This is a genomic window from Embleya hyalina (assembly GCF_003967355.1).
Lineage (GTDB): Bacteria > Actinomycetota > Actinomycetes > Streptomycetales > Streptomycetaceae > Embleya > Embleya hyalina.
This window is the reverse complement of sequence record NZ_BIFH01000038.1, coordinates 42,608-57,832: the sequence shown is the minus strand read 5'-3', so window position 1 is coordinate 57,832 and position 15,225 is coordinate 42,608. Positions and strand designations below refer to the sequence as shown.

At 73.4% G+C, this 15,225-nt stretch carries 12 protein-coding genes; 10 read left to right on the top strand and 2 right to left on the bottom strand.

The genetic code is table 11. The annotated features are described in order from the left end of the window. Positions 1-252: 252 nt before the first annotated feature. Positions 253-993 carry a TetR/AcrR family transcriptional regulator gene (locus EMA17_RS39230; RefSeq protein WP_126641998.1) on the bottom strand — a complete coding sequence of 247 codons (741 nt, stop codon included), beginning with the start codon at positions 991-993 and terminating at the stop codon, positions 253-255. Between the two features lie 198 nt (positions 994-1,191). Here EMA17_RS39230 and EMA17_RS39225 point away from each other — a divergent pair, with 198 nt between their 5' ends. Genes EMA17_RS39225 through EMA17_RS39205 form a run of 5 tightly spaced genes read left to right on the top strand, consistent with a single transcriptional unit; the run spans position 1,192 to position 8,304 of the window. Beyond that, positions 1,192-2,931 (top strand): FAD-dependent monooxygenase, encoded by a 1,740-nt coding sequence (locus EMA17_RS39225; protein ID WP_126641997.1) that lies wholly within the window; start codon positions 1,192-1,194, stop codon positions 2,929-2,931. Between the two features lie 31 nt (positions 2,932-2,962). Next, the gene (locus tag EMA17_RS39220; protein ID WP_126641996.1) at positions 2,963-3,562 is read left to right on the top strand and encodes a VOC family protein; all 600 of its coding nucleotides are present in this window, start codon (positions 2,963-2,965) and stop codon (positions 3,560-3,562) included. Beyond that, positions 3,559-7,146 carry an indolepyruvate ferredoxin oxidoreductase family protein gene (locus EMA17_RS39215; protein WP_126641995.1) on the top strand — a complete coding sequence of 1,196 codons (3,588 nt, stop codon included), beginning with the start codon at positions 3,559-3,561 and terminating at the stop codon, positions 7,144-7,146. Before EMA17_RS39220 ends, EMA17_RS39215 begins: the two co-directional genes overlap by 4 nt. Then, positions 7,109-7,444: a Dabb family protein gene (locus EMA17_RS39210; RefSeq protein ID WP_126641994.1), complete on the top strand. Its 336-nt coding sequence runs from the start codon at positions 7,109-7,111 to the stop codon at positions 7,442-7,444. Before EMA17_RS39215 ends, EMA17_RS39210 begins: the two co-directional genes overlap by 38 nt. Before the next feature lie 8 nt (positions 7,445-7,452). Next, on the top strand, positions 7,453-8,304 hold the full coding sequence (locus EMA17_RS39205) for a fumarylacetoacetate hydrolase family protein (protein ID WP_126641993.1): 852 nt from the start codon (positions 7,453-7,455) through the stop codon (positions 8,302-8,304). Positions 8,305-8,377: 73 nt separating this feature from the next. Here the strand turns inward: EMA17_RS39205 and EMA17_RS39200 are convergent, their stop codons facing one another. Then, the gene (locus EMA17_RS39200) at positions 8,378-9,499 is read right to left on the bottom strand and encodes an acyl-CoA dehydrogenase family protein (protein ID WP_126641992.1); all 1,122 of its coding nucleotides are present in this window, start codon (positions 9,497-9,499) and stop codon (positions 8,378-8,380) included. Between the two features lie 476 nt (positions 9,500-9,975). Here EMA17_RS39200 and EMA17_RS39195 point away from each other — a divergent pair, with 476 nt between their 5' ends. From EMA17_RS39195 to EMA17_RS39175, 5 genes are all read left to right on the top strand, one after another. Further along, on the top strand, positions 9,976-11,013 hold the full coding sequence (locus EMA17_RS39195) for a dipeptidase (protein WP_126641991.1): 1,038 nt from the start codon (positions 9,976-9,978) through the stop codon (positions 11,011-11,013). Between the two features lie 65 nt (positions 11,014-11,078). Beyond that, positions 11,079-12,170, top strand: a complete 1,092-nt coding sequence (locus EMA17_RS39190; protein ID WP_126642067.1) for a M20 family metallopeptidase — start codon at positions 11,079-11,081, stop codon at positions 12,168-12,170. Next, a complete protein-coding gene (locus tag EMA17_RS39185) occupies positions 12,167-12,967 on the top strand; it encodes a GNAT family N-acetyltransferase (protein WP_126641990.1) in 801 nt (266 codons plus the stop codon). The genes EMA17_RS39190 and EMA17_RS39185 overlap by 4 nt, the downstream gene beginning before the upstream one ends. Before the next feature lie 43 nt (positions 12,968-13,010). Next, complete coding sequence (gene menC / locus EMA17_RS39180; protein WP_126641989.1) at positions 13,011-14,111, top strand: o-succinylbenzoate synthase; 1,101 nt, start codon at positions 13,011-13,013, stop codon at positions 14,109-14,111. Positions 14,112-14,508: 397 nt separating this feature from the next. Beyond that, positions 14,509-14,829 carry an ACT domain-containing protein gene (locus EMA17_RS39175; RefSeq protein ID WP_126641988.1) on the top strand — a complete coding sequence of 107 codons (321 nt, stop codon included), beginning with the start codon at positions 14,509-14,511 and terminating at the stop codon, positions 14,827-14,829. Positions 14,830-15,225 lie beyond the last annotated feature (396 nt).

Below are 15,225 nucleotides of genomic sequence, written 5' to 3'. Positions count from 1 at the left end.
GACGACGTGGCGATCTCCTGACCGCGCGCGACCGATGACGGCCCTGCTTCCGGCGCCCCACGCCGGGAGCAGGGCTTTCGGACGTACCGGGCGCGCACGCGGGTTCGGCCGTCCGCCGATCCGGCCGGGCCGTCCACGGCGCCTCGTTGCGACTCGGCGCGACGCCGAGCGCGACCCCGCCGACCGGGCCGGACACCGCCACCCGCCGGCTGCCGCTCGCCGATCCGATCGCCACCGCGGGGCCGGGTCGGCTCAGGCCGCCCGGTGCAACTCCTCGAGCATCGCGGAGATGTCCGCGTGCCGACCCTCCACGCTGCGCAGGCCCGCGATCAGCGTGTCGACGGCCAGTTGCACGATGTCGTCGACGGGGACGTCGCCGTGGGCCAGCCAGTCCAGGCTGATCTCGTCCAGGTAGCCCACCCAGCCGCGCAGCGCCGCGCGCAGGACCGGCGGCGGCGGTGTCTCGGATTCGAGGTCGAACAGTTCCAGCACCAGGTCCACGCCCGCCTGCCGGGCGGACTCGAAGATCCGGCGCACGTCCGCGTCGCCCAGGCCGGGGCGCATGAAGCCGATGAACGTCTGGGAGTGGCTGCCGATGTAGTCGAAGTGGCGCCGGACCATGCCGTACAGGCGTGCCTCGGCGGTGACCTCGTCGGGGCGGGCGCGCTGGTACGCCTGGATGTCCCGGGCCACCTGGTCGAGCGCCTCCAGGTAGATCCCGCGCTTGTCCTTGAAGTAGTAGAAGAGCAGGCCGTGCGCGACGCCCGCGGCGTCGGCGATGTCGGCGATGAAGATGTCCTCGTAGGGCCGCTCCGAGAAGAGCGCGACCGCCGCCTCCAGGAGTTGCCGGCGGCGCTCGCCGCGCCGACCGGTGCCGGGGCCCGTGCCCGTGCCCAGCCGGTTCGACGTGCGCTTCTTCGCCGGCGCGACCGCCGCCGCGGCACGTTTGCCGGCTCGCGGTCGAGCCGCCTTCTCCTCTGCTCCCTCAGCCATTCGTCGAGCATATCGAGCCGCGCGGAGTCGTCCGCGTCAACTCTTTGACTTGAAATCAAAGTCTGGTTAACGTTGCGGCCACATCGACGGACGGCGTCCGGCCGAGGCGGCTCGACGACGCGCTCGATGCCGCTCGACCGACGCCGCTCGACGACGCCGCAGGACGACGCCGCGTGACCAAGACGATGGGGAGTGCCGATGACCGTGGCAGAGGTGGACGTGCTGGTGGTGGGCGCCGGTCCGGCGGGTCTGAGTACCGCCGTACTGCTCGGCCGACTGGGGATCCCGACCCGGGTCGTCGAGCGCCGGGCCGCCGGCTCCGCCCACCCCAAGGCGCACGTGGTCAACGCCCGCACGATGGAGCTGTTCCGTCAGTGGGGCGTCGCCGACGAGGTACGGGACGCCGCGCTGCCGCTCGACCGGGGCATCGGCGTCGGGTGGGTGACCAGAGTGACGGGCATCGAGATCGGTCGGATCACCGCGGCCGACGCGCCCGACGAGTGGGACCGGATGTGCGCCGATTCGAGCGAGGCGCTGGTGTCCTGTCCACAGGACCGGATCGAGCCGATCCTGCTCGCGGCGGCCCGACGGCTGGGCGTACGGGTGGACTTCGGCGTCGAGGCGACCGGGCTCGACCGGACCCCGGACGGCGTCGACGTGCGGGTGCGGCGCGCGGCGGACGGCGGTACGGAGACGGTGCGGGCCCGCTACGTGGTGGCCGCCGACGGGGCCCGCAGCCCGGTCCGCGAGATGCTGGGCATCGGCAACGACGCGGTCGCACCGGTCGGACACCTGCTCAACGCCTACGTCGACGCCGACCTCGGCCCGTACACCGGCGGCCGGCCGTACGCGCTGTGGTGGATCCTCAACTCCCGGACCCAGGGCGCGATGATCGCCCTCGACGGCAAACGGCGCTGGACCTACAACTTCGCGTTCGACCCGGAGCGGGAGAGCGTCGCCGACTACCCGCCCGAGCGCTGCGCGGAACTGTTCCGGGAGGCGGTCGGCGTGCCCGACCTCGCGGTCACGGTGCGCAGCGTGCTGCCGTGGAAGCTGGAGATCGCCATCGCCGAGCGGTTCCGGGCCGGCCGGGTCTTCCTCGTCGGCGACGCGGCGCACCGATTCCCGCCGACCGGCGGCTTCGGGATGAACACCGGCATCCAGGACGCGCACAACCTGGCCTGGAAACTGGCCGCCGTACTGCGGGGGTGGGCGGGCGAGGAACTGCTCGCCGGCTACGAGGACGAGCGTATGCCGGTGGCCCGGGTCAACGCCGCGCAGAGCATGCGCAACGCGGAGCGTATGGCGGGCACCGGCGCGCTGTTCACCGATCCCTCGGTGCTGGCCTCGATCGAGGACACCGCCGGGGCGGACCTGCGCGCCGCGCTGGCCGCGGGGATCCCGGCGCAGCGGGACCACTTCCTGTTCCAGGGGCAGACGTTCGGGCACGTCTACCGGTCGGCGGCGGTGGTTCCCGACGGCACGCTCGCGCCGCGCTCGACGGTCGCGGAGTACCGGATGGACGCGCACCCCGGCGCGCTCGCCCCGCACACGTGGTTTCGCACGCCCGGGGGTGCGCGGCGGGCCACGGTCGACCTGTCGGCCGACACGTTCGTACTGCTCGCGGGTGCCGAGGGGCGGGCCTGGGTCGAGGCGGCCGACGTCGCCTCGCGACGGCTCGGCGTACCGATCGCGGCGTTTCGCGTCGGCGCGGACGGCGACCTGGACGCGGAGACGGACGGGTGGCGACAGGTGTGGGGGATCACCCCGCACGGGTGCGTCCTGGTCCGCCCGGACGGCCACGTCGCCCTGCGCGTGCCCGGCGCGGGACCGGGCGGCGTGGCGGACCTGATCCCGGCACTGCGCGCCGTGCTCGGCCGCGCCGAGGCGGGAGCCCGGGCCGACGCGCTCGATCCGGCCGATCCCGCCTTCCCCTGAACCGCTTTCCACCATCGAGAGGGATACCACGATGACCCCCGAACTGCGCCTGGCGCACACCGTGTTGCAGACCAACCGCAAGGCCGTGATGCGCGACTGGTACGTGCGCGCGCTCGCCGCCCGCGTGGTGTACGAGACCGAACTGATCGCCTTCCTGACCTTCGACGAGGAGCACCACCGGCTCGGCCTGATCTCGGCCCCGGTCCCGTTCGCGGAGCGCACGCCGACCACCGTCGGACTCGCGCACACCGCCTACACGTTCGCGAGCCTCGCCGACCTGCTCGACCGGTTCGCCGTGCTGCGCGCGGCCGGTGTCCGCCCGCACGTGTGCGTCGCGCACGGCCCGACCACCTCGCTCTACTACCGCGACCCCGACGGCAACACGGTCGAGTTGCAGATCGACAACTTCGCCGACGCCGAGGAGACCACCGCGTACCTCACCGGGCCCGAGTTCACCGCCGATCCGGTCGGTCCGGCGTTCGACCCCGATCGACTGCTCGCCGACTACGAGCGCGGTGTCCCGATCGCCGAACTCACCACCCGGACCTGGGCGGCGGCCGGAGCCGTACACAGCCACCCGCTGCTCGCGCTCACCGGCGACGAACCCGCCCGACCGGTATCCGCCGAATGACCGCCGTCTCCGTCGACCCGCCGCGTCGACTCGGCGCACCGACCGCCCCGGCGGCACCGACCGGCAGCGGTGCCGGCGGTGACCGCACCGCGTCGGACGACCGTTTCGGCACGCCGGACGGACGTGTCCTGCTGTCCGGCGTGCAGGCCCTGGTCCGGCTGATCCTGGACCAGCGCCGGGCCGACGCCGCCGCGGGAGCGAACACCCGGGCCTACGTATCCGGCTACCAGGGCTCGCCGTTGGGCACCGTCGACATGGAGTTCGCCGGGCAGTCCCGGCTCCTCGACGAGCTGGGGATCGTCTTTCGGCCCGGCGTCAACGAGGAGTTGGCGGCGACCGCCGTCGCGGGCAGCCAGCTCGCCGCCGGCCACGACGACGGCACGGTCGACGGCGTCCTGGGCGTCTGGTACGGCAAGTCGCCGGGTGTCGACCGCGCCGCCGACGCGATCCGGCACGGCAACCTGGTCGGCACCGGAACTGCCGGCGGCGTACTGATGCTGGTCGGCGACGATCCGGCGGCCAAGTCCTCCACCGTGCCCGGCGCCTCGGAGGCACTGCTCGCCGCGCTCGGCGTACCGGTGTTCTCGGCCGGGGACATCCAGGAACTGCTCGACCTGGGCCGGCACGCCATCGCCTGTTCGCGCGAGTCGGGCCTGTGGACCGCGCTCAAGGTGGTCACCCGGGTCGCCGACGCCACCGCGACCGTCGACGTGGGCGGCGAACACGCGCCCGACGGGCCGCCGGCCGGGCCCGGGCACACGCCCGACGCGATGATGATCGGCCCACGACTGCTCGGCATGGAACGCGATCTGGTCGAGACCAGGCTCGCCCGGGCCCGCGCCTACGGCCGACGGCACGCGCTGACCCGGCTCGCCTCACCGGCGCCCGACGCGCGCCTCGGCGTGGTCACCGCCGGTACCGCGTACCACGATCTGCGCCAGGCGATGGATCATCTCGGCGTCGAGGACGAGCTGGTGCGGGTGCTCAAGGTGGGCATGATCCACCCGATCGACGCCGAGGCGGTGCGCGGGTTCGCGGTCGGCCTCGACGAGGTGCTGGTCCTGGAGGAGAAGGGCCCGTTCCTGGAGCCGCTGGTCAAGGAGGCGTTGTACGGCACGCCGAGCGCCCCGCCGGTGACCGGGAAGCTCGACCCGGCCGGCGCGGCGCTGGTCCCACTCGCCGGCGTGTTGGACGCGGGCGTGGTCTCCCGGGTGCTCACCGCCCGGCTGCTCGCCCACCACGATCTGCCCGACCTGCGCGCCGGCGGCGAGCCGGTCCCCGCCGCCCGGCGCGCGCTGCTGCCCCTGGCGAGCACGCGCACCCCGTTCTTCTGTTCGGGCTGCCCGCACAACATATCCACGAAGGTGCCGGCCGGCACCCTGGTCGGCGCGGGCATCGGCTGCCACGGCATGGTCACGGTCAATCCGCGGGACCACGGCGAGATCACCGGCCTGAGCCAGATGGGCGGCGAGGGGGCGCACTGGATCGGCATGGCACCGTTCCTGGCCCGGCCGCACCTGGTGCAGAACATCGGCGACGGCACCTTCGCGCACTCCGGCTCGCTGGCCGTGCGCGCCGCGGTGTCGGCGGGCGTGAACATCACCTACAAACTGCTGTACAACGACGCCGTCGCGATGACGGGCGGCCAGACCGCCCAGGGCCGGCTGTCGGTACCGGCGATCACCCGCCTCCTCGAGGCCGAGGGGGTGCGCCGGATCGTGATCACCACCGAGGACGTGAAGCGCTATCGGCGGGTCCGTCTCGCACGTATCGCCTCGGTCCGACCCCGCGAGGAACTGGACGCGGTGCAGCGCGAATTGGCCGCGCTGCAAGGGGTGACCGTGCTGATCCACGACCAGTTGTGCGCGATCGAGAAGCGCCGCAAGCGCAAGCGTGGCGAACTCGCCGATCCGGCCGAGCGGGTGCTGATCAACGAGGCGATCTGCGAAGGCTGCGGCGACTGCGGCGCCACGTCGGGCTGCCTGTCGGTCGAGCCGGTGCCGACCGAGTTCGGCCGCAAGACCCGGATCCACCAGTCCTCCTGCACCAAGGACTTCTCCTGTCTGCGCGGCGACTGCCCGGCGTTCCTGACCGTACGGCCCGGGCGCGGACGCTCCCGGTCGGCCGGGCCGGCCGGGCCGGCCGCCGCACCCGCCGGCGGGCCGCCCCAGCCGCCCGAACTGCCGCTCCCCCGGCCGCGCGTGGGCACCGACGACCTCCGGATCCGCCTGGTCGGCATCGGCGGCACCGGGGTCGTCACCGTCGCCCGGGTCCTCGGCGCCGCGGCGGCGCTGGCCGGTCTGCACACCGCCGGGCTGGACCAGACCGGGTTGAGCCAAAAGGCCGGTCCGGTGGTGTCCGACCTGCGGATCTCGGCCACGCCGGTGACCGGCTCGGCGACGATATCGACCGGCGGTGTCGACCTGCTGCTCGGCCTCGACGTGCTCGGCGCCGCGGCGGCGGCCAACCTGGCCAACGCAACTCCGGAACGCACGGTGGCCGTGGTCGACACCGGCCTGGCCCCGACCGGCCGAATGGCCACCGACGTCGACACACCCGCGCCCGATCCCGCCGCCGCTCTCGCGGTGATCGACGCGCACACCCGGGCCGCGGACAACGTCCGAATCGACGCGCGTGATCTCGCCGAGCGGGTCTTCGGCGACCACCTGCCCGCGAACGTGATCATGCTCGGCGCGGCCTGGCAACACGGCCTGCTGCCCATCCCGTTGGCGACGATCGAGGAGGCGTTCCGGCGCAACGGCACCGCCGCCGAGCGCAATCTGCTCGCGTTCGGCTGGGGTCGCGCGGCGGTCGCCGCCCCGGAGGCGGTGGGCGAACTGCGCCGGTCGCACGACGGCGAACTGCGGCTCACGCCGGTCGCCGCCGCCCTGGTCGACCGGGTCGCCGACGCCTCGGGCGAGTTGCGCAGGCTGCTGACCATCCGGGTGCCCGAGTTGATCGCCTATCAGGACGCCGACTACGCCCGACGCTACGTCGACGTGGTCGCCCGGGCGCACGCGGTGGCGGTCCGGCGGCTCGCGGGCGACCCCGCGCCGGCCGAGGCGGTGGCCCGGGGGCTGTTCAAGTTGATGGCCTACAAGGACGAGTACGAGGTGGCCCGCCTGCACCTGGCCTGGCTGGCCGAGTCGCCCGCCGACCGGACGTTCGCGATCCACCTGCACCCGCCGGTGTTGCGGGCCATGGGCATGAACCGCAAGATCCGCCTGGGTCCGTGGAGCACCCCGCTGTTTCGCGCGCTGTACGCCGGTCGCCGGCTGCGCGGCACCCGCCTCGACCCGTTCGGGCCCGCCGCGGTGCGCCGCACCGAGCGGGAGTTGGTCACGGAGTACGTCGAGCATGTGCGCCACGCACTCGACCGGCTCACTCCCGAAACCCGGGACGTGGTCCTCGAACTGTGCGAACTCCCGGACACGGTACGCGGATACGAGCAGATCAAGCTGGCCGGCGTGGCCCGCTTCCGAGAGCGGGCCGAGGTACTGCGCGCCCGGCTCGCCGACCCCACCCCATCGACCGCCGGAGCCGAACATGCTGCTGCACCTGGTACTCGCCACGTGGAAGCCTGACGTCCGCGCCGAGGACGTCGCGGAACTCGCCGCTTCGGTCCGCCGGTTCGCCGACGACATCCCGGAAGTGCTGCTCGTCCGAGCCGGCGCCGACCTGGAACTCCAGGAGCACAACGCCGATTTCGGGATGGCCGCGGTCTTCGCGGACGGCGCGGCGCTGGGCGCCTTCGCCGCGCACCCCGCGCATCTCGCGGTGTCGCGACGGCTGGCCACGATGGTCGCCTCGGTCACCCGCCTGCAGTTCCCGCTCGCCGACGACGACCCGATCGTCGGCCGGCCCGACCCCGTGAAGGCGTGAGGAGCCCCATGCGTACCGCCACGATCGACGACCGCCTGCACATCCTGGTCGACGCCGGCGCGATCGACGTACACACCACGAGCGGCGGCCGGTTCGCGCCGGACCCCGACGCCGCGTTCGAACACTGGGACCGGCTGCGGGACTGGGCGGACACCCTGGACCCGGCCCGGGCCGTGCCGGTGGACCGGGCCCGGGTGGGGGCGCCGGTGCGGCGGCCTCGACAGGTGTTCGCGGTGGGTGCCAACTATCGCGACCACGCCGCCGAGGCCGGGTTCGAGGTCCCGGAGTCACCCGTGGTGTTCGGGAAGTTCCCGAGTTGTCTGACCGGGCCGTACGACCCGGTGACCCTGACCGGCACGACGGTGGATTGGGAAGTCGAACTGGTGGTGGTCGTCGGCCGGTTCGCGCGGAGCGTCGCCGCCGAGGACGGTTGGGCGTATGTGGCCGGACTGACCGTGGGCCAGGACCTGTCCGAGCGGACGGTGCAGTTCGACGGGCCGATCCCGCAGTTGTCCCTGGCCAAGTCCTGCCCCGGGTTCGGCCCGCTCGGCCCGGCGCTGGTCACCCCGGACGAGTTCGCCGACCCCGACGACCTGCGGCTCGGCTGCTCGATCGAGGACACCACGCTCCAGGACGGCCGTACCCGCGACATGGTCTTCCCCGTACCGGAGTTGATCGCGCGGTTGTCGGCCCACTGCACGTTGCTGCCCGGCGACCTGATCTTCACCGGCACCCCCGCCGGCGTCGGTGCGGTCCGCCGGCCGCCGCGCTTCCTGCGTCCCGGCGAGACGCTGGTCAGCCACGTCGAGGGCATCGGCGAACTCCGCAACCCGATGGTGGCGCCGCCGATCCGACCGTGACCGCCCCGACCGGCGGCCCGCTCCGGCGGTGTCCGCCGGTCGGGTACGTACCGGTCGGGTATGTACCGGTCGATCAGGGGCCCACCGCGGCCAACCCGGCGGTGTCGCGGCGAGCGGCCCGCGGGTCGCCGCCCGTTCCGGTCGGGGTCGCCCGTCGGTGCAGGGTCGCGGCCTCGCGGGCGTAGCGGTGCACCGGGAACTCGTCGGCCGCCGCGCCCAGGATCCGTACCGCCGCCGTGCTCGCCTCCATCGCGGCCTCCACGGCGACCAGTTCGGCCACCGACGCCTGGCGGGTGTACGACAGGCCGGCGTCGCGACGGCGGGCGGCGTCGAGGTACATCGCCCGGGCCGAGTCGATCGCGCCCGCGCGTTCGGCCAGGACCGCGTGGTCGGGTCGGGCGGCGAAGTCGGTCGCGATCTCCAGCGCCGCCTGGGCCAGCCCGGTCGCACACGCCGCCGCGCCGAGCCGGCCGGCGTCCAGGATCTCGAACGCGATCCGCAGACCCCGGTCCCGGACCCCGATCAGCCGTTCGGGTTCCAGGTACACGCCGTCCCAGTAGGCGGTGGTGGTCGGGAAGGCGCGCAGCCCGAGCGACGGCTCGGGCGGGCCGAAGTAGAGGTATTCGTCGGCGCCGGGGGCCAGGAAGCACGAGACGTCGGGCCGCGCCGGGCCGGTCCGGGCGAACACGGTGTGGAAGTGCGCGCGGCCGCCGTGCGCCAGCTCGACCTGGGTGCCGACCAGCAGGTGACCGCCCCGGGTGCGCTCGGCCCGGCAGGCCACCGCCGACGGGTCGGCGCCCACATGCGGCTCGGCACGGCCGTGGCCGCCGATCAGCACGCCGTCGAACATCCCCGGCAACCACTGCTCACGCTGCGCGTCGGTGCCGTGCACGGCCGCCGGCAGGCACGCCAGGGTGTGCACGTGCACCGCGTCGGCGAGGCCCACCCAGCGCGCGGCCAACTCCTCCAGGACCTGGAGGTAGACCTCGTACGGCTGGCCACCGCCCCCGTAGCGCACGGGGTAGGGCAGTCCGGAGAGCCCGGCCCGGCCGAGCGTGCGGAACAGCCCCGTGGGGTAACGCGCCTCGGCCTCACAGGCGCCGGCCCGAGGCGTGAGCTCCCGATCCGCGAACGCCCGCGTGCGGGCGATCAGGTCGTGGGCGGCAGCAGAGGGGAGCAAACGGTCGACAGGCACGGGCGCCTCCCAGGGCCGACGGACGGCCCGGCCAGAAATCCGGGTCGGACGCCGAACCCGCACGACACCCCCCGCACCGGAGCCGCCCGAACCAACCCCGGGAAGCCCGGGACACCTGCGCACGGTAGAGCGCCGACCCCCACCCACGGATCGTCCACGACAACAAACCCGACCCCCCTCCTTTGTCGCGCCCACCCACCTCCGGCCCCGCTTCCCACCCCCGACCCCGCTCGCCGACCCCACTCCGCGCTCCCGCACGCCCTCCACCGCACGCCCGGCGCGCCTCCGGCCGCCCCCGCCGCGGTTCCCGTGGGCTCTTGTCGCTCCCCGGGGTGTACGCGAGCGTTCGGAGGGGGCGTGTCGTCGTGGCTTTGTGCCCGGTTACGGAAACCTTCGACAGCATTGGTCATTCGGACGAAGCACTCGGTGCGCGCCGCCGCCTAGCGTCGCTGACACACCGACCGGAAGGATTCGATATGGGCTCCGACCTGCACACCCGCGCCGTCGTCGCGGATACGCACAACGACCTGTTGATGGCGGTGGTCGAGCGACCACCCGGACGATGGGCGAGCTTCTTCCGTGAGCAGTGGTTGCCGCAACTCCGCGAGGGCGGGGTGGACGTACAGGTGCTGCCGGTCTTCGTGGACGACCAGTTCCGACCCGAGGGAGCGCTGCGCCGCACACTGCGCATGGTCGAGTGCGCGCACACGATCGCCGAGGGCAACCCGGACGACGTGCGCCTCTGCCTGAACGGGGACGACATCGACGCGGCACTGGCCGAGGGCCGGATCGCCCTCGTCCTGGCCCTGGAGAGCGCCCCCGGCGTGGACGCCGACCTGGAGCTGTTCCGCACCCTGTACCGCCTCGGCGTCCGGGTCGCCTCGATCGCGCACTGGGGCCGCTCCCCGCTCGGCGACGGCAGCGGCGAGGACGCCACCGGCAGCCGGCTCACCCACGCCGGCGTCGAGGCGCTGCGCGAGATGGAACGCCTGGGCATCGTCTTCGACATCTCCCACCTGGGCGCCTCCGGTGTCGCACACGTGTTGCAGGAGGCCACCCGCCCGCTGCTGGCCAGCCACTCGGCGGCCCGGGCGCTGTGCGACCACCACCGGAACCTGACCGACGAGCAGATCCGGGGCGTGGCCGCCACGGGCGGTGTCGTCTGCGTCAACTTCGTGCCGGACTTCCTGAGCACCGAGCGCGCCGAGCAGACCATCGACCGCATCGTCGACCACATCGAGCACGTGATCGGCGTGGCCGGCATCGACCACGTCGGGATCGGCCCCGATTTCCTGCGCGAGGTGCTGGCCGACATCACCCCCCCGTGCTGCGAGGGCGTCGACTACACCGGCGTGGACACCTCGACCACCCTGCCGGGCCTGGACGGTCCGGCCGAACTCCCCGCACTGACCGAGGCGTTGGTCCGGCGCGGCTTCGGCGAGAAGGAGATCATGGCGATTCTCGGCGGCAACGTGCAGCGGCTGTTCCGCGCCGAGCTGGGGCGGGCCCGATGACCGGCCCCACGACCGACCGCACGCCCGGCCCCATCAGCGCCGTCTCCGCCTTCGACACCGACGCCATGCTGGCCGATCTGGCCGAGCTGGTCACGTGTGAGTCCTTCTCCGCCGACCTGGCCGCGGTCGCCCGCAGCGCCGAGGTGGTCGCCGCCCAGGGTGCGCGCCTGCTCGGCGCCCAACCGCGCCGGATCGTGCTCGAAGGCGTGACCCACCTCCAGTGGACCTTCGGCACCCCGCGCGTATTGCTGGTCGGCCACCACGACACGGTGTGGCCGATGGGCTCGCTGACCACCCATCCGTGGTCGGTGCGCGACGGGATCGCCCGGGGGCCGGGGTGCTTCGACATGAAGGCCGGCCTGGTCCAGATCTTCCACGCGCTCGCCTCGCTGGACTCGCTCGACGGGATCGGCGTACTGATCACCGGCGACGAGGAGGTCGGTTCGACCAGCTCGCGGGGGCTGATCGAGGACGCCGCCCGTGGCTGCGCGGCCACGTTCGTCCTGGAGGCGTCCGCCGACGGCGGCGCGCTCAAGACCGCGCGCAAGGGCGGCTCGCAGTACGAACTGGTCGTGCACGGCAAGGCCGCGCACGCCGGTCTGGAGCCGGAGAAGGGGATCAACGCCGCGATCGAGGCCGCACACCTGGTGCTCGCCCTCGACGGCCTGGCCGACGTGGTCGACGAGGGAGCGACGGGCGACTGGCGCACCACGGTGACCCCCACCGTGGTCCGGGCGGGCGCGGTGTCCAACACGGTGCCGCCGCACGCGGCGGTGACGGTCGATGTACGGGTGCCCACGCGCAAGGCGCAGGACCGGGTCGACGAGCTGATCCGCGCGCTGCCCACGACCGTGCCGGGTGCCCGGGTCGAGGTGTCGGGCGGCGCCAACCGCCCGCCGCTGGAGGACGCTTCCTCCCGTGCGCTGTTCGACCTCGCCGGCCTCACCGCGGCCCACCTGGGCCTGCCCCCGCTGCGCTCCGCGGCGGTCGGCGGCGCCTCCGACGGCAACTTCACCGCCGGGGTCGGCTGCCCCACGCTCGACGGCCTCGGCGCCGTCGGCGGCGGCGCGCACGCGGACCACGAACACGTGATCGTGGCCGAGCTGGCCCCGCGTACCGCGCTGCTCGCGGGCCTGATCGACGCGGTGCGGCGATGAGCGCCCCGGTGCTCAGCGCCCCGGCCATCCGGGAACTGCACGAGCTCGAGGAACTGGAATCCGTCTGCGCGCTGTTCTGCGAGATCTGGGGCACGCCGGCGAACAACCCGCCGATCAACGTGGAGCAGATGCGCGCGCTGTCGCACGCGGGCAACTACGTCGCCGGCGCCTACGCCGACGGCCGGCTCGTCGGCGCGACGGTCGCCTTCTTCGGCGCGCCGATCGCCCGCACGATGCATTCGCACATCACCGGCGCGCTCCCGGGCCACGCGGCGGGCCTGGCGCTGAAGCTGCACCAGCGCGACTGGGCGCTCGATCGCGGCCTGCACCGGATCACCTGGACGTACGACCCGCTGATCGCCCGCAACGCGCACTTCAACCTGGCCAAGCTCGGCGGTGTGATCGACGCCTACCTGCCCAACTTCTACGGCACCGTGGACGACGCGATCAACGCCGGCACCGACACCGACCGCGCCATGGTCGGCTGGGACCTGGCCGAACCGCGCGTGGTCGCCGCGGCCCGCCGCGAATCGATCCCGGTGGTCGTACCGCCGGGCGCGGTGGCCGCGCTGACCGATCGCGACGGCCGGCCCGCACTCGGCCGCACCGACGCCGAGGACCTGCTCGTCGGCGTCCCGGCGGACATCGAGAAGTTGCGGCACACCGACCCGGCCGCGGCCCGGGACTGGCGACTCGCGCTGCGCGAGGTGCTGGCCGGGCTGCTCGCCGACGGCGCCCGGGTGACCGGCTTCCACGGCCGGTCCCGTTACGTCCTCACCCGCGGGCCGGCCGCATGACCTGCCACCGAACCACCTCGAACCGATCAGGAGTCCAGGCACCATGAAGATCAACGCAATCGAACTGCGCCGGATCGCGATGCCGCTGCGCGCGCCGTTCCGCACCTCCTTCGGCGTCGAGACCGCCCGTGACATCGTGTTGGTGCGCGTGGTCACCCCCGAGGGGGAGGGCTGGGGCGAGTGTGTGGCGATGTCCGAGCCGCTGTACAGCTCGGAGTACGTGGACGCCGCGCTCGACGTGCTCAAGCGTTTCCTGATCCCGGCGCTGCCGGAGAAGGTGGACGCGCGGGCGGCGAAGCGGGCGATGAAGCCGTTCAAGGGCCACCGGATGGCGAAGGCGGCGCTGGAGACGGCCGTGCTCGACGCGCAACTGCGGATCTCCGGCGAGTCGTTCGGCTCCTTCCTCGGCGCGTCGCGCGAGCGGGTGCCGTGCGGGGTGTCCGTCGGCATCATGGACTCCATCCCCGAACTCCTGGACGCGGTGGGCGGGTTCGTCGAGGAGGGCTATGTCCGGATCAAGCTGAAGATCGAGCCGGGCTGGGACCTGGCGCCGGTGCGCGCGGTGCGCGAGCGGTTCGGCGACGACCTGCTGCTCCAGGTGGACGCGAACGCCGCCTACACCCTGGCCGACGCCCGGCAACTGGCCAAGCTGGACGACTTCGACCTGCTGCTGATCGAACAGCCGCTGGCCGACGACGACCTGGTGCAACACGCGGCGCTGTCCCGGCAGTTGAAGACCCCGGTGTGCCTGGACGAGTCGATCGAGTCGGTCGAGCACGCCGCCGCAGCGATCACCCTGGGCGCGGCCTCGATCATCAACATCAAGCCGGGCCGGGTCGGCGGCTACCTGGAGGCCAAGGCCATCCACGACCTGTGTGTGGCGCACGGCGTGCCGGTCTGGTGCGGCGGCATGTTGGAAACGGGCCTGGGTCGCGCCGCCAACGTCGCCCTCGCCGCGCTGCCCGGCTTCGTGCTCCCCGGCGACACCTCCGCCTCGCGCCGCTACTTCGCCACCGACATCACCACGCCCTTCGAACTCGCCGACGGACACCTCGACGTGCCCACCGGTCCGGGCCTGGGCATCGACCCGATCCAGGACATCCTGGATTCGGTGACCACGTCCAGCGAATGGATCAAGTTCTGAGACGACGGGAGCTCTCGCCGAGCTCGCGCTGAACGACCCGCGGCACCCGGGCGATCGACCGGTCGTCGGATCACCACCCGATCCGACGACCCGATCGTCCGGGTGCCTTCGGCACGCGCATCGGGCGCCGGGCGCGTGCGCCGGCCCCGGCACGGGCCGCCATCCGCATCATGAGACGCGTTGGACGGCGCGTGGCGGGTGTGCGAACTTCGATGTCATGCGGCGTCGGACGATTATTACCGACAGCGTGCCGACACCGGGCTGAGCAGGACGACCATTCCCTGCGGCCCACCGTCCGCACGCAGACCTCTCGCGCTTCGCGAGGGGTCTTTCTGTTTTCTCCGACGGTTCGCATCGAAACCGCGCACCCACCCCCACGACAGGAGCACAGCGACCCATGGTTGACGACGGCGCCCAGGTCCTCGATGTCGCTCGGTACGTACCACCCGCCCGACCGCTCGGCCCACCCGACCGGTCCCGAACCGCGGACCCGGAGATCGCCCATCTCGTGGCGCGCATGCGCCATCACCGGGGCTCGCTGGCCCGGGTGGCCACCGTGCTCAACAACCACGGCGTCCACCGGCTGACCTACACCTCGACCGACCTCGGCGCGGCCACGGTGGAGGTGAGCGTGCATCCGCGCGACGCCGCCCGGGTCGAGGCGAGACTGCGCCGCCTGGTGGAGGTCACCGAGGTGACCCGCCTGTCGGCCGACTGACGCGCGCCGCCCGCCGGCCCGCACCCCCGCCCGCGTCCGGGCGGGGGCACCGGTTCCGGGGCGGCTACCGGATCGGGGCACTCTCGGGACCGCGTTGGTGGTCGACCGGTGGGTCACCTGATCCGATCCCACCGACCGACTCGCGGCGACCCGACGGTCACCGCCCACGACCGGCTACACCGGTGCGCCGTCGTGCCGTTGCTCACCCCGTCACCGGCGGCCCGTCGCCGGGCGGGGTCGTGGCGATTCCCCGGTTTGTCACCCGACTGGGCCTTGCGCCGGGGATACGCGGTTGGCGAGCGTGTAGGAGCGCGCGCGACGGGGACAGGCGTCGCGCGTCGTGGCGAGCGGCCGACCCCCGTGGGCGGGTTCGTCCCGGCGACGAGGACGCACGAC

Excerpts from the sequence above, each read along its gene's own strand:
- EMA17_RS39230 (WP_126641998.1), bottom strand. The coding sequence starts at position 993 with ATGGCTGAGGGAGCAGAGGAGAAGGCGGCTCGACCGCGAGCCGGCAAA.
- EMA17_RS39225 (WP_126641997.1), top strand. The coding sequence starts at position 1,192 with ATGACCGTGGCAGAGGTGGACGTGCTGGTGGTGGGCGCCGGTCCGGCG.
- EMA17_RS39220 (WP_126641996.1), top strand. The coding sequence starts at position 2,963 with ATGACCCCCGAACTGCGCCTGGCGCACACCGTGTTGCAGACCAACCGC.
- EMA17_RS39215 (WP_126641995.1), top strand. The coding sequence starts at position 3,559 with ATGACCGCCGTCTCCGTCGACCCGCCGCGTCGACTCGGCGCACCGACC.
- EMA17_RS39210 (WP_126641994.1), top strand. The coding sequence starts at position 7,109 with ATGCTGCTGCACCTGGTACTCGCCACGTGGAAGCCTGACGTCCGCGCC.
- EMA17_RS39205 (WP_126641993.1), top strand. The coding sequence starts at position 7,453 with ATGCGTACCGCCACGATCGACGACCGCCTGCACATCCTGGTCGACGCC.
- EMA17_RS39195 (WP_126641991.1), top strand. The coding sequence starts at position 9,976 with ATGGGCTCCGACCTGCACACCCGCGCCGTCGTCGCGGATACGCACAAC.
- EMA17_RS39190 (WP_126642067.1), top strand. The coding sequence starts at position 11,079 with ATGCTGGCCGATCTGGCCGAGCTGGTCACGTGTGAGTCCTTCTCCGCC.
- EMA17_RS39185 (WP_126641990.1), top strand. The coding sequence starts at position 12,167 with ATGAGCGCCCCGGTGCTCAGCGCCCCGGCCATCCGGGAACTGCACGAG.
- menC (WP_126641989.1), top strand. The coding sequence starts at position 13,011 with ATGAAGATCAACGCAATCGAACTGCGCCGGATCGCGATGCCGCTGCGC.
- EMA17_RS39175 (WP_126641988.1), top strand. The coding sequence starts at position 14,509 with ATGGTTGACGACGGCGCCCAGGTCCTCGATGTCGCTCGGTACGTACCA.